Annotated in this window: 14 protein-coding genes; 6 read left to right on the top strand and 8 right to left on the bottom strand. The window is 36.2% G+C overall.

Translation table 11 applies throughout. The annotated features are described in order from the left end of the window. Nucleotides 1-107: 107 nt before the first annotated feature. From GFU89_RS05295 to GFU89_RS05315, 5 genes are all read right to left on the bottom strand, one after another. Entirely contained in the window at nt 108-2,795 is a 2,688-nt protein-coding gene (locus GFU89_RS05295; protein ID WP_318846158.1) for a PD-(D/E)XK nuclease family protein, read from the bottom strand. Beyond that, a complete protein-coding gene (locus GFU89_RS05300; protein ID WP_318846159.1) occupies nt 2,792-3,328 on the bottom strand; it encodes a DUF922 domain-containing protein in 537 nt (178 codons plus the stop codon). Before GFU89_RS05300 ends, GFU89_RS05295 begins: the two co-directional genes overlap by 4 nt. After that, a complete protein-coding gene (locus tag GFU89_RS05305; RefSeq protein ID WP_077414471.1) occupies nt 3,328-3,732 on the bottom strand; it encodes a hypothetical protein in 405 nt (134 codons plus the stop codon). Before GFU89_RS05305 ends, GFU89_RS05300 begins: the two co-directional genes overlap by 1 nt. Nucleotides 3,733-3,794: 62 nt before the next feature. Beyond that, on the bottom strand, nt 3,795-4,430 hold the full coding sequence (gene rsmG, locus GFU89_RS05310; protein WP_318846160.1) for a 16S rRNA (guanine(527)-N(7))-methyltransferase RsmG: 636 nt from the start codon (nt 4,428-4,430) through the stop codon (nt 3,795-3,797). Between the two features lie 97 nt (nt 4,431-4,527). Next, nucleotides 4,528-5,865, bottom strand: a complete 1,338-nt coding sequence (locus GFU89_RS05315; protein ID WP_318846161.1) for a M20/M25/M40 family metallo-hydrolase — start codon at nt 5,863-5,865, stop codon at nt 4,528-4,530. A 263-nt stretch (nt 5,866-6,128) separates the two neighbouring features. Here GFU89_RS05315 and GFU89_RS05320 point away from each other — a divergent pair, with 263 nt between their 5' ends. From GFU89_RS05320 to GFU89_RS05340, 5 genes are all read left to right on the top strand, one after another. Then, a complete protein-coding gene (locus GFU89_RS05320) occupies nt 6,129-7,322 on the top strand; it encodes a pyridoxal phosphate-dependent aminotransferase (RefSeq protein ID WP_318846162.1) in 1,194 nt (397 codons plus the stop codon). A gap of 33 nt (nt 7,323-7,355) precedes the next feature. After that, nucleotides 7,356-10,295: a M16 family metallopeptidase gene (locus GFU89_RS05325; RefSeq protein ID WP_318846163.1), complete on the top strand. Its 2,940-nt coding sequence runs from the start codon at nt 7,356-7,358 to the stop codon at nt 10,293-10,295. A gap of 146 nt (nt 10,296-10,441) precedes the next feature. Next, nucleotides 10,442-11,074 (top strand): peroxiredoxin, encoded by a 633-nt coding sequence (locus GFU89_RS05330; RefSeq protein WP_103235396.1) that lies wholly within the window; start codon nt 10,442-10,444, stop codon nt 11,072-11,074. Between the two features lie 126 nt (nt 11,075-11,200). After that, a complete protein-coding gene (locus GFU89_RS05335) occupies nt 11,201-11,509 on the top strand; it encodes a thioredoxin family protein (protein WP_318846164.1) in 309 nt (102 codons plus the stop codon). Next, nucleotides 11,509-11,757 carry a DUF6952 family protein gene (locus tag GFU89_RS05340; protein WP_002980002.1) on the top strand — a complete coding sequence of 83 codons (249 nt, stop codon included), beginning with the start codon at nt 11,509-11,511 and terminating at the stop codon, nt 11,755-11,757. Before GFU89_RS05335 ends, GFU89_RS05340 begins: the two co-directional genes overlap by 1 nt. 576 nt (nt 11,758-12,333) lie before the next feature. On the opposite strand, the gene GFU89_RS05345 is transcribed toward GFU89_RS05340, so the two are convergent. From GFU89_RS05345 to GFU89_RS05355, 3 genes are read right to left on the bottom strand one after another with little or no spacing between them, the layout of a single operon-like run. Continuing rightward, the gene (locus tag GFU89_RS05345; protein ID WP_318846166.1) at nt 12,334-13,023 is read right to left on the bottom strand and encodes a Bax inhibitor-1 family protein; all 690 of its coding nucleotides are present in this window, start codon (nt 13,021-13,023) and stop codon (nt 12,334-12,336) included. A gap of 41 nt (nt 13,024-13,064) precedes the next feature. Next, nucleotides 13,065-13,502, bottom strand: coding sequence for a peptidylprolyl isomerase (locus tag GFU89_RS05350; RefSeq protein ID WP_318846167.1), 438 nt, complete (start codon nt 13,500-13,502; stop codon nt 13,065-13,067). A gap of 49 nt (nt 13,503-13,551) precedes the next feature. After that, on the bottom strand, nt 13,552-14,586 hold the full coding sequence (locus tag GFU89_RS05355; RefSeq protein WP_318846168.1) for an acyl-CoA reductase: 1,035 nt from the start codon (nt 14,584-14,586) through the stop codon (nt 13,552-13,554). Between the two features lie 59 nt (nt 14,587-14,645). Between GFU89_RS05355 and GFU89_RS05360 the strand changes: the two genes are divergently transcribed. Continuing rightward, nucleotides 14,646-14,996, top strand: a complete 351-nt coding sequence (locus GFU89_RS05360) for a 4Fe-4S binding protein (RefSeq protein WP_318846169.1) — start codon at nt 14,646-14,648, stop codon at nt 14,994-14,996. The last annotated feature ends 6 nt before the right edge of the window (nt 14,997-15,002 follow it).

Below are 15,002 nucleotides of genomic sequence, written 5' to 3' on the forward strand. Positions count from 1 at the left end.
TCAGTGCATTCTGTGAAGCAAATAAATACGCTTCATCATGCTATTCGAAACAAATAACATTCTGATTTACAGATAAAAACACATTACTCATCTGTAATTGAATATTTTTAATAGGTTTTTATTGTTTCCACAAAATTAATATCCGGATTCAGGATTTCAAGAATAAGGCTTTTGACAGATTTCATGGCGTCATCAATATTTCCTTTGTCAAACTGCAGAGAAACCATTCCCTTTCTGGCATCTGCAAAACTCCAGATCCCTGTTTCAATAGGATATCCCCAAAACTCAGGAAGATGCTGTACCACGTAATGATAAATACAAAGCTGAAGCGCCTGTTTTCTTTCACTGTTATGGAAATATTCAGCAACATTGTCTCCATCAATTTTCACAATGAGATTTTTGATCTTGGCTGTTTTATAATCAATAATCCTCAACGTACCGTTCAGTTTATCAATCCGGTCAATATATCCCAGGAAAGAAATTTTATCATTTCCATCGAGAGGAAAATCAATGTTTTCAAACTTTCTTTCGATGTCAATAATCTCCAGTTTGTTTCCCTGTTTTATTAAATCAAGATCATGATTAAGGACATTTTCAATCACCTTTTTAGCAATTGCTTTATGAATATAATTCATCCCCTTCTCATAGAATTCCGGCTGATGTTTCAGTTTTTCAATAGCAATATTTATATAATGATCTATTGCTTTAACTGAGTCTTTTAAATCACTTTCTTTTAAAACTTTACCCTTCAATACCTCATACACTTCTTGAAGTGAATAATGGACTAAATTTCCGTAATTTTTCACAGATAGTTCTTCTTCAATCTCATCCGTTTCTGAGGTATTCAAAATCTTTGAAAGGTAGAAATCAATCGGATTATAGAGGTAACTGGTAAGGTGGGATGCGGATACTTTTTCCTTCCATTTCTGAAGGCGTTCCTGTACAATCTGCGTCTTGGAAATTTCTATCGGTTTGGTGGTAATAGGTTCGGAAGAATTTTCAATAATCAGGTGTTCGATCTCGTGTGAGCTCTCCATTTCAATCTGTGTAATGAAACGGCTCTTCTCCCCTGTATTTACTCCGGAACTTAAAGCATTGTACAGCAAATGAACATTCTTTGCATCCTGAATGAGCCTGTAAAAGTGATAGGCATAAATGCTGTCATTTTCCAGGAAAGTATGAAGATCAAAGAATCTTCGGATATCAAAAGGAATATAGGTATTCTGAGAGTTTCCAAGCGGCAGTTTTCCTTCGTTCACAGAAAGCAGGATAACATTTTCAAAGTTCAGGAGACGGGTTTCAAGCAATCCCATGATCTGCAGTCCTCTCAACGGCTCTCCCTGAAAATCGATACTTTCAGAGTTAATATGCTGGTTGATCAGAATTTCCAGTGTCTCCATTTTGATTTCTATGTTGTAGGGAGTCAGCTGATTTTTGATGATTCTGAATGCATTTTCAAAGTGTGAAACATTTTCATACTGAATATCATCTATTTCCAGCCATTTTACCTGCTGGCAAAACGCGATAAGCATATCCAGATAAACATTTGCTCCCACAGCTTTTTGGAGAAGGTTAAAATATGACAACCCACTGAGCAGTTCATGGAGCAGCTTTTTAGAAATATAAACAATATTCCGCTCTTCTACTTTGGCTTTAAAATCATTGATAACAAGCTCGTCTTCAACAGATTTAGGCAATTCTTCCAGAATAGGAAAAACATCTCTGTAGTAATATGAAGATTTATTTTTTTCCAGTTGTTTCTGCAGATAAAACAGACGTTTCACAGCATTGGAGAAAGATAAGTTCTTCAACGGAAATCCCATTGTAATATTCAAATTATCAACACCGTGCATCACATCCAGACTTGCAGGAAGAAGGTTTTCATCCAGCAATACTACTGCGGTATTTGAATAGGTTTTATTGTTGATTCCCTTAAAGATTTCGGGCAGCACTTTCGTCTGAGTCACATTCCCCGACACTTCGTATACTTTAATTTTTTTAGGTTGACTAAAATCGTCCTCTATCCATTGAAAAGTTCTGTTTTCATCAAATTCTTTCCAGGTCTTATGGTTTCTCAGAAACTTTCCGGCTTCCTGTCTCTCATCATCAAAATAATAGCGGTCTGCCTGAAAGAAACATTGCGCTTTATTCCATTTTAAAAGGCTTCTCACCAGCTTTTCCTCCACCGGAGTAAAAGCGTTAAATCCACAAAAAATAAACTCTTCTTTGGTGTCTTTAGCAAAATCTACGATCTTAGCTTTGGCTGCCTCATGAATCATTCCTGAAGTTGCCCAGTTCTTTTCCTGCAGTTTCTCTTTTAAAACAGGAAGAAAAACGTTCATATTCTGCCAGAAGTTAAGAAACTTCTTTCTTGGAACATCCTCATCATCGCCCAGGTTTTGAGCCCATTCTTTAATCCTTTCCTCATCAAACATATACTGCAGAACTGCCTGATCACTGTCTGAGAATTTGAGAATATCATCCCAGTCCTTCTGCAGCGTTGGAAACCACTTCAAAAAGTCCGAAAAATCATCTCTGGGAATGAGATTCAGACTTCTATACACATCGAATGAGAAAAGCCACAATGGGATTCCCTGAATTGGCTGTTGATCGGAAATTTTATTGATAAGCTCTTCAATGGTAAAAAAATTGGGAAGAAGCCCTGAGTAATTGTTTTCCTCCAGAATCTGTCTGATAAACACAATGGGACGTTTTCCGGGCAGAATGATATTAAACGCAGAAAGGTCCGGGTTTTGCGCTAGCAGTTCGTGGATGATCTTATTGAGGAATTTCAAGGGGCTTGATAGCTTTTTAGGTTGTCTAGTTGTTCAGAAATTGTGTTATTATATTCTGCCTGTTTTTCTTTATTGATTCCGTGGCGGGTTTCTCTGTCATAAGCCAGCTGGAAGTTTTGATAATCAGTGGATATTCCATCATAAATTGATTTGAAATACTTGTTGTAATCACCGGAAGTTCTGATTTTTTCAGCGACTGCCTTTCTGAATTTTCTCACAAATAATTCTGCAATATCAAAATGCTTCTGCTCATGAAGAAGGATATAATCATCCATCTTTTTCACGTCTTTCCAGGATTTCTCTTCGTTAAATATGGTTTTGATGGTAATCGTAACCGGTGCTTTTGGATTGGAAGATTTTACCGAGGAAAACTCCCATCCGCAATGGGTATACGCTGCTACATCGGGATTCTTTTTCTTATTGACAGGGCTTTTAAAATTATCCCAGGTCAGTTTTCTGTCTTCATCCCAGGTAATTTTTTGCCCGAATACCATCTGAGCTGTCAATAAACACATTACAAAAGTCAATCTCATTATTCCACTACAATTGTTTTGGTGATCCAGTTATTTCCACCATTCCAGAATTTAAAAGTATAAGTTCCTTTTCTCTGCGGACTGAAGTTGATTTGATTAGCTCCTACATAACTGCCCTGTGTACAAGGTCCGTTTGTAATGTATTTGTAGGAAGTAACTGTTCTTTCAAGATTAGTATTGTAAATATAATCATAGCCGTAAAAGCCATCACAATGAGACGGATAGGTAGAATAAGTCTTTATGCTCTGTATTGCAAAAACGTCCATGGTATCATTGACGATTTTTACGCTGTCTATTTTGATCTTATCAATAGATTCGATTGTATGGTAATCGTCATCATTACACGAAACCAGAAGCCCGCCAAACAGTAATACTGAAAATCCGATATTTAAAAGTTTTTTCATAACCTTTGATTTTCTGATTATTAATAAATATTTAGCAAAAATTATTCCCTAATCACATAAAATCAGGAACTAAAATTACCTTTTGATACATAAACCACTTTTTTAGTATCAAAAAATTCTTCATCAAAATAGTGTTTAAGGTTGAAAATTTCAGATTTAATTCCGGCTAGTTCTTCTGCAAGATCACCGCCTTTTAAATATAAAATTCCGTTATGCTTAGGGTTAAACTGTTCTTTTTCAAACTTTCCTTTCAGCCATCTTAAAAATTCTGGCATCTGGGTTACCGCTCTGCTGACAACAAAGTGGAATTTCTCTTTCAGCTTTTCTGCTCTTCCCTGGATAGCCGTTACATTGGTCAGGCCTACACCTTCTGCTACAGCCTGTACCACACTGATTTTCTTGCCGATAGAATCAATCAAAGTGAATTCTGTTTCAGGAAACATGATCGCCAAAGGAATTCCCGGAAAACCGCCTCCGGTTCCGATATCCAAAACTTTAGTTCCTGGAGCAAATTCCATCACTTTTGCAATTCCCAAAGAGTGCAGAATATGTTTTTCATACAGCGACTCCATATCTTTTCTGGAAATTACGTTGATCTTTTCATTCCATTCATTGTACAGATTTTCCAATTGTGAGAACTGTTCTATCTGTTTTTCAGTAAGATCCGGGAAATATTTTAATAGTAACGATGCAGACATGTGAATTATTATAAACAGCAAAAATAAGTTTTATTTCTCTTGTATTCAAATCTACTTTTCCCAGCAGGCCCTGATCACGGTTTTCCAACAGAGATCATTATTTCGCAATACCCGGAATTACAGGCACGTTCAGGTTTCCGGACTGACTGATTGTCTGTACAGCAAAAATATAATTGTCTTTGGAAAGCGGAACTTTAATGGAAAGTGCCGTTGTAAATATTTTTTTCTGCCATACCGGACTGTCTGTTTCCCGTGCCAGTACATAATATCCTGCTGGAGTTCCTGATTTGGGTTTTTCCCAATGCAAAGTTGTAGAATTGGTCAGTTCTTTAACATCCATTTCTACTTTTTCAGGTTTTGAAGTGGATTTTGCAAGGCTTGCCAGTACCGCAATATTGGCAGCCACGTTTTTCTTCAGGTAATTAAAATCTATAAATTCAGGCAGGTCGCCATATTGCTTATTGTTTTCTATTCTTATATCCTGATGCTGATGATCGTAATTCTCATAATACTCGGTCAATCTTACGGAAGGAAATCCGTTATTGACAAAGCTGGTATGATCTCCTCCACGCAAAAACCTGTCATTTCTGTAGATTAGCTTTACTTCAAGTCCTTTGACGTATTGTTCTGTAGTTTCTTTGATATATCTTGCCAGCTGTCTGGATTCGCTGTCATTTTCAAAACCCAGATTTCTGATCGCCATTGCTTTTTTGTCCAGATCTTTATATGGCAGACCTTCACTGAATACACGGAGTATTCGGGTATTGACTTCTCCTGTTTCTCCTGCTTTAGGATTTCCAATCATATCATTGTTCAGGACGGCTTCCAGCTGCAACCCTTCTCTTTTAATTTTTTCAGCTAATTGTTTAGATCCCAACAATGATTGCTCTTCCCCGGAAAAGGCCACAAAAATAATGGAAGCTGGAAACGCAGACCTGCTCAGGATTCTGGCAGATTCTATAACAGCACTCACCCCACTGCCATCATCATTGGCTCCTGGTGCTTTTGAAGTTCGGTTCATCACATCCGTAACCCTTGAGTCAAGATGCCCGCCGATCAGGAAAATTCTTTTGTCATTAGGATCTCTACCTTTCAGAAAAGCAACAGCATTTCCTAAGCTGACCGTTTTATCAATCCGTTTTCCATCCGGCTGAATATCTTCCTGCTGAAGATAGACTTCCATTCTGCTTCTGGAATTTTTTGCATAATCATTGAATTTTTTAATGACCCAGTTTCTGGCAGCTCCTATCCCCTGTTTGGGATCATCTGCTGTGCTCAAAGTATGTCTGGTCTCAAAGCTTACCAGTTTGCCAATGTATGACTTCAGTGAATCTTCATTCACCTGCGACACGTATTTCTTCACTTCATCATCTTTTGAATATCTCTGAGAAAAGACAGTACAGGAAATCAGCAATAAAAAAACGGAACATTTCATAGAATGGGTCTTAGATTGTTTAAAGATACAAAACACTGAGCTTCAGAAGTACTTTTTATTTACCATAAGATTTTCACCTATCCTATTTATTGGTTATCATTTTACCAAAACATGATTCAACTGTTTATGCTTGCCTAAGTAACATAATGATTTCTAAACAGTAAAAATTTGTTCAAAACCTGACAAAAATCTTTTAAGTACCCCTACTTTTATTATCCCCAGAAGACGTTTTTATTATATATTTGTTAAAATTCAAAAAGTACATGGATAAACTTTCAGATAGAGTAAAAAGATTAGGATACTCACAGACATTTGTAATGTCTAACAAAGCCAGAGAGATGAAAGCCAACGGAATAGATGTAATCAGCTTAACTCTTGGTGAACCGGATTTCGATGTTCCGGACAATATTAAACAGGCAGCCTTCGATGCCATCAACCAAAATTACAGCCACTACTCTCCTGTACCCGGATTTCTGGAACTGCGTGAGGCTATCGCTTATAAATTAAAAAGAGATAATCACCTGGAATACAAACCTACCCAGATCTGTGTTTCAAATGGTGCTAAACAAGCTATCCTTAATGTTCTTGCATCCATTATCAATGATGGTGATGAAGTTCTTCTTCCTGCTCCTTATTGGGTAAGTTATGATGAAATGGTAAAAATGATGGGTGGAGCTTCTGTAATGCTTCCTACCTCTTATTTAACAGATTTTAAAGTGACTGCTGAACAGCTTGAAGAGGCTATTACGGAAAAAACCAAAGCAGTACTTTTCAGTTCACCATGTAATCCATCAGGAGGTTATTACACTTACGACGAATTAAAATCCATTGCAAAAGTTATTGCTAAATATCCTCAGGTAACGATAATTTCTGATGAGATTTACGAATATATCAATTACGAAACAAAAACAACTTCTATTGCACAGTTTCCAGAAGTATATGAACAGACCGCGGTAATCAACGGAATGTCAAAAGCATTTGCAATGACAGGATGGAGAATCGGGTATTCTGCATGTCCGGAATGGCTGGCAAAAGCTTGTGAAAAAGTGCAGGGACAGATGACCAGCGGAGCTAACACTGTGGCACAGAGAGCGTCTATCACTGCATTGAAAACAGACCCATCTGAATACAGATACATGATTGATGCTTTTAAAGAAAGAAGAGATCTTGTGTATGAACTGATCAAAGAAATTCCAGGATTCAAAGTATTGCTTCCTAAAGCAGCATTTTATTTCTTCCCGGATATTTCGCACTATATCGGAAAAACCCTGAACGGAACGGAAATTAAGAATTCTGACGACTTTGCGATGTTCCTTCTGGAAAATGCTCATGTAGGTTGTGTGGGAGGTTTTTCTTTCGGAAGCCCGGAATGTATCAGATTCTCTTATGCTGCTTCTGAGGAAGATTTGAGAGAAGCTATGAAACGTATCAAAAATTTATTGGAACCATTCAATTAATCAACTAACCATCAAAAATAAAACACAACAGCAATGAATCTGTTAAAAAAACTAACGATCGCCACAAGTATTGCCGCAGCAAGTTTTGCAGGATATGCTTTTGGTCAGGATTTCCAGTGGAAAGAAGGAAATTCTAATGGCTACAAGTATAAATACGTTACCAACGACCCTACTTCTGCAAGGTACTACACCTTAAAGAACGGGTTAACAGTTATCCTGAGCCCTACCAATAAGGACCCAAGAATACAAACGTATATCGCCACAAAAGCAGGAAGTAAAACCGATCCAGCAGACCACACAGGTCTTGCCCATTATCTGGAGCACATGCTTTTCAAAGGAACCAATCAGTTTGGATCTAAAGATTGGGCGAAAGAAAAACCTCTTTTAGACCAGATTGATGCTCTTTACGAAAAGTACAATCAGACTAAGGATGAAGCTAAAAGAAAAGAGATCTACAAGGAGATTGACAAGGTTTCCGGAGAGGCTGCCAAATATGCAATTGCAAATGAATACGACAAAATGATGGCGGGTATGGGAGCTGACGGAACTAACGCCTTCACTTCCTTTGAACAAACGGTATACACAGAAGATGTACCAGCCAACGTTCTTGACAAATTTCTTGCTGTACAGGCTGAAAGATTCAGAGAACCCGTTTTGAGACTCTTCCACACAGAGCTTGAAGCGGTATATGAAGAAAAAAACAGATCTCTTGATGATGATGGAGATAAAGTTTTCGACACCATGTTTGCCAATCTTTTCCCTAACAATAACTACGGAAAACAGACAACCATCGGAACGATTGAACACTTGAAAAATCCTTCTCTACATGCTATCAGAGACTATTACAATAATTACTATGTTCCCAACAACATGGGAATCATCATGTCCGGAGATTTTAACCCGGATGAAGTGATTGCAAAAATAGATAAGGCTTTCTCTTACATGAAACCTAAAGCCATTCCTGAATATAAAGTAGGACAGGAAAAAGCTATTACATCTCCTGTTGTAAAAGAAGTTACGGGGCCAAATCCTGAAAACGTAATGCTAGGCTTCAGATTTCCGGGCGCTTCCACAAAAGATGCAAGAATGCTGAACCTTGTTGGAAATATGCTTACCAACGGACAGGCAGGATTAATTGACCTTGATCTGGTAAAAAAACAAAAATTACTGGGTGCTTACGCAGGATCTTATGCCTTAAAAGATTATTCAGTATTACTTTTACAAGGAAAACCAACTGAAGGACAGTCTCTGGATGAAGTAAAAAATCTTCTTCTTCAGGAAATTGATAAATTAAGAAAAGGAGAATTTTCTGATGACCTGATTCAATCTATCGTGAACAACGAAAAGAAAGGTATCATTCAGAAAGACGAAAAATATTCATCAAGAGCAAGCATTCTGATGGATGAATTTACTTCAGATATTGACCACAAAGCATCGCTTGAATACGTTGAAGAAATTTCCAAGCTTACGAAAAAAGACATTATGGATTTCGTATCTAAATATCTTCAGAATAACAACTATGTTGCGGTTTACAAAAGAAAAGGAGAAGACAAGAGCATTGTGAAAGTTGACAAACCAACAATCACTCCGGTTTCTGTGAACAGAGAAGACCAGTCTCCTTTCCTTAAGAAGATTGATGAAATGCCTGAAAACCCTATCGCACCAGTATGGTTGAATTATGATAAAGACATCGCTAAAAACAAATTAGCCGATGTAGATGTGCTTTCTGTAAAAAATACAGACAATGCGCTGTTCAGAATGTATTATCATTTTGATTCTGGAAAATGGAACAACAAAATTCTTCCTGTAGCAGCAGAATATCTTCAGTATTTAGGAACTAAAGACAAATCTTCAGAAATCATCAGCAAAGAGTTCTACAAATTGGCTTCAAGCTTCAATGTAGGTGCTGGAAATGAAGAAACTTATGTATCTCTTGAAGGTTTAAATGAAAACTTCGATAAAACGATTGCTTTATTTGAAGATCTGATTAAAAACTGCCAGGCAGATCAGACAGCTCTTGATGCTTACAAAACAAGATTGAAAAAAGCCAGAGCGAATGCGAAACAAAATAAAGGAACCATTATGGCCGGGCTTAGAAGTTACGCACAGTATGGCGCACAGAATCCTTTCAATAATGTACTGACTGATGCTGAACTTGACGCCTTAAAAGCAGAAGATTTAGTCAATGTCCTTCACGACCTGTTCAATTTCAAGCATAAAGTATTGTATTACGGTCCGAAATCAGGAAACGAGGTGGTAGCATCATTAAAACCTGTCCACAAACTTCCTGCAACCCTGAAAGACCTTCCTAAATCTAAAACTTTTGCGCAGATCCCGACTGATAAAAACAAAGTATTATTTGCTCATTATGACATGGTACAGGCAGAGGTTTTCTGGGTAAGAAACGCAGATCAATACAATCCTTCAACCACTCCTACTGTAAGCTTGTTCAACAACTACTTCGGAGGCGGAATGGGATCTATTGTTTTCCAGACAATCAGAGAATCTAAGGCATTGGCCTACTCTACGTATTCTTATTTTGCACTTCCAAGCAAAAAAACAGATAAGGATATGGTAATGGCGTATGTAGGAACACAGGCTGACAAATTCAATGAGTCTACAACAGCAATGAATGAGCTTTTAACGACGCTACCAAAATCTGAACAGTTATTCGAAACGGCAAAAAGCGGATTGAAAAAATCAATTGCTTCTGAAAGAATCACTCAGGACGGAATCATCTTCTCTTATTTGAAATCTCAAAGACTTGGAAACAATTTTGACATGAGAAAGAATGTCTACGAACAGGCACCAAAATTGTCATTCACAGATATCAACTCTTTCCACGATAAGGAAATGAAGAATAAAAACTATACCTACTGCCTTGTTGCTTCTCAAGATAAAGTAAATGAGGCCGATATGCAGAAATTAGGTGAAGTAAAAAAACTTAATTTAACTGAAGTATTCGGTTACTAAAATAAACAAAAGCCCTGTTGTCAGGGCTTTTTTATTTAACAACACCCCAAAAACAATTATAGATTTTATTTATCGATGTTTGTTTGTTCGATAGATGAATCTTTCATATCTTTGCAATAGAAATTTAAATATAAAAACAGAAAATTATGTCTTTAGTAGGAAAAAAATTCCCAAATTTAACAATTGACGCAATGTCCGAAATGGGTGACGATCTTAAAATCAACATCCTTGATGAAGCAGTAAACAACCAGCAAAAAGTTCTTTTATTCTGGTACCCTAAAGATTTCACTTTCGTATGCCCTACTGAGCTTCACGCTTTTCAGGAGGCTTTAGGTGAATTCGAAAAAAGAAACACTAAAGTAATTGGTGCATCTTGTGATACTAACGAAGTACACTTCGCATGGTTGAACACACCAAAAGATAACGGAGGTATCGAAGGAGTAACTTACCCACTTTTAGCTGATACTCACAGACAATTGGCAAATACATTAGGAATCGTTGATCAGGATTTCGAATATGACGAGGATGGAAACGAAGTTTTCACAGGTTCTAATGTGACTTACAGAGCAACTTACCTTATCGACGAAACTGGAAAAATCTTCCACGAAGCGGTAAACGATATGCCTCTAGGAAGAAACGTAAAAGAATTCTTAAGATTAATTGACGCTTACACACACGTTCAAAAACATGGTGAAGTATGTCCTGCAAACTGGGAAGAAGGAAAAGATGCTATGAAAGCTGACAGAACTTCTACAGCAGAATATTTAGCTAAGAACTAATATAATTTGTTAATTTGAAAATGAGATAATTTGAAAGTTAATCTCAGGATTATTAAAAATTATCTCATTTTCTTCTTTACAAATCATTGACACATTTCCAAATTTTCAACTTTTCAAATTACAATCATGTACACAGAATTAACCGAAGATACATTACAAAATATAGTTAACGACAACGAAAAAGTAGTTGTTCAATATGGCGCAACATGGTGCGGAAACTGCCGAATCATGAAGCCAAAATTCAAAAAACTAGCATCTGAAAATGATACGATTCCATTTTTATATGTTGATGCTGAAAAGCTTCCTGAAAGCAGAAAATTAGCAAAAGTAGACAACTTACCTACTTTCGCGATCTTTAAAAACGGTGAATTGGTCAACCAGGTTCAATCTAACCAGGCAGAAAGTTTAACTAATCTTTTTAATGAATTAGCATAATGAAATTACCCGTAATCAGACAATTTTATCAGAATCAGACTCCTGAAAATCTTGAAAAAACATTAGAAGTTCTGGAAAGTTTCTGTGAATTCAGAGGAACAAGTGAAGAAGACTTAAATGTTGCAGGAGAATTGATTACCAACATTTGCGGAGCTTTAGAAGTTCACGCCAACGTACAAAACGGAATGAGCGAAAAAGATGCTTTAAATTCTTTTGCTCAGAAGGTTTTAGGATCAATCGACAAATAATATCTTTCGATTATTTTAATCAAAAGATTATAAAAAACACAAATTCAATACCTGAGGTTTTCCTCATTACTATATTTTTTCTATTCTTTAAGAATCTTTTACATCAATAGTAAAACCCACTTCAAAAGACTTTAATCAGTCTACTGAAGCTGGCAATTGCATGAAAATTTTTAAAGAATATCCAACAAAATCCGGTGAAATTTCATCTGGATTTTTTGGGTTTATGGTTTAAAACACTAATAGCACAAATATTTTTCACAAATAGAATAATATCAGTCGATTCATTAAAAACCACACATCATTATACGTGTCAATCCGTGAAATCTGCTTGACAAAAGGTCAACATGATCATAAGTTTCGGCTAAAGCCATTGGAAAATCACCATAAAGATAAACGGGCTAAAGCCCGTTCCTATTGAATCAATAATAATGATCTAAAGTAAATACACCCTATTAAATTAGTGTTATTCGTGAAACCATTGTGCCATTTATGTTTAAAAAAAATTGTATTCAAAAAAAAATCCCGATGAAAATATCACCGGGACTGTTATTTTAAAAGATAAGATCAACTCATCAATTAGTTTCTTTTACTCATCAAAATACTCAGAATATACCAGAAAAGAAGCATAATAGAAGCAAAAAGCTGTAATGCTGCCCCTACATACTGATTCGTTCCATAAGAATCTTTTAACTTGCTTGTCTGATATAAAATAGTAGCCGAAGCCAGGATTACCATTCCTACTGAAAACCATAATCCAAGGTTAAAACCAAAGATCATCCCACCTACAATCAGTCCGATTGAGATAAACCCACCAATTACAATAATATTTCTTAAAAAAGAAAAATCTCTTTTAGAAGTGAATGCTACTGCTGAAATACCTGCAAACATTGCAATAGTTAAAGTAGCCGCCTGGAAGATTACATTGGTACCTCCTGCCATATTGGTTGCAATAAAAAGCAGAGGCATAAAAATAATCGCTTCCAGTAAGATATAAAATCCTAATCCTAAATACTGGGTAGATTTACTTTGTGAAAGTGACCATTTAGCAGCCAAAACAGAAGCCAGCCAGAATACTCCTATAATCAGCAGCCAGATATATTTCTGAGCAAACATCATTGCAATAAGCTCTGCTGGAACAGTTTTCAATAATATCGTTTCAACTCCAATAAATGCAAGAATAGATAAAGCAACATGCAAATACGTCTTCTTGTAAAAACTCGCTTTTTCTACATCCGAAGAATGAGCGACTAAAACATCTGTCATCATAGTTAATATTTTTTTTAGTTAATCGAAAATAAATTTTAATCTTATTTTGCAGGCAATACACCCAAAATCTTTCCATCATCCTCAAATACAGCTGTAATAGCCTCTTTGGAAGATGATTCTCCTGCATATTTATATTTAATACTTGGATGATTGGTACCATTCATTGTTTTATAATATCCAGCTTTTAATATTTCAAGCTTTTTATTAGGATCAATGCCTTCTTTTACTTTTTTAAGAACTTCATCCGTTACAATCTCTTTTACCTTCTCAGAAAGCAATCCATCAATTGTCTTACGGTCAGAAGCCTGTAAAGCCTCAACAAACCTAAGAAAGTTATCATTGTACAAACTTACTTTCTCCTTACTTATAGCAGCGGGCTGCTCTTTCTTCTGGTTACTCTCAACCTTTACACCTGCTACTTTCTGAGCAAACATCAACTGTGCACCCACAAGAGCAAATCCCAGCAATAATTTTTTCATAGTATTCATTTTAGTTACCTGGTAAAACAAGTGATGGAAGATACGAAAATCAGACCAGTTCTAAAAATTTCATTGTATCCACATTATCTGCATAGGTATCAAGGCCCGGATTCTGCGCTTCTCCAAACGGAATAACGTTCAGCCCCAAATCCTCTTTCCCTACCACACACTGGATATTTTCTTCATTTTCAGCAATAAAAGATTTCACGTCATCCAAAGATTCATATCTGCTGAAATTGATCACAGAAAGCGGGCTGAAAAGCTTATCATCCTCTTTCAGCATCACAAAATTATTATCCCAGAATTTATCCAGATTTAAAAGATAAACCGCTCTGTTATAATCATAATTGTTAGCATATTTATTATGATTGATGATATCCTGGAATGCTAAGAAGTTCTCAAACAATCTGTCAATAACAAAATCCTGCGGAATAAAAATTCTCGTCACATTTCTGCATCCCAGTCCAAAATACTGGAAAATATCTTTTGCCAGCAGCTGCAGTTCAGCATCCGTTTCATCACCTTTCAATACAGCAACGGAAGTTCTGTTCTTACGGATAATGCTTAAGTGATTTTTAAAATAATATTCAAGGTATCTCGCTGTATTATTGCTTCCTGTAGCGATCACTGCATCAAAATTTTCTAATCTCTCTACAAATTCAAACACTACATTCTCATTGGAGAATTCATTCCATTTTTTTAATAAAAACGGAACCATATACTTATCTTTTGAAGACAGCTTAATAACAGGAATATGATTGCCCAACACAACGGATATCACATCATGAAAGCCCACCAAAGGAATATTTCCGGCTAAAATAAGTCCAACTCTTTTTGAAATTTTAGAGATTGAATAATTTCCAAGCCAGTTTTTGATATTTTCTTCAGTCAAAAGATCAGCCCATTGCTGTAAAGCAAATTTCTGATTATCAATAGTAAACCACGGATTCTCTATTTCAGATCTTTTTAACAATAATACAATATCAACATCATCTTCATTGTGATCTTCCGGTTTCTTCGCTAAAAACGCTTTTATATAATCACTTAATTTAATAAGTCCTAAAACTTGATTTTCGGTATTCATAATTACTTTAAAATTGGGGAATATTTTGTAATTTTGTGCAAATTTAAAAAAAATTAGCGATGGCTATTAAAATAACTGATGAATGCATTAATTGTGGGGCTTGCGAACCGGAGTGTCCAAACAATGCAATATATGAAGGAGCTGTAGATTGGAAAGCTTCCGAAGGTACGGCTCTTCAAGGTACAATCACAATGCCGTCGGGACTTACTGTAGATGCAGATGCACCTCAGGAACCTGTAAGTGATGATGTGTATTTCATTGTAACAGATAAATGTACAGAATGTAAAGGATTCCACGAAGAACCTCAGTGTGCGGCGGTATGCCCAGTAGACTGTTGTGTTCCTGACGAGGATCACGTAGAATCTGAAGAATCTCTTCTTAATAAAAAAGCATTCTTACACGGCGAATAAAAAAAA

This window comes from Chryseobacterium sp. JV558 (genome assembly GCF_033712365.1).
In the GTDB taxonomy this organism is placed as follows: domain Bacteria; phylum Bacteroidota; class Bacteroidia; order Flavobacteriales; family Weeksellaceae; genus Chryseobacterium.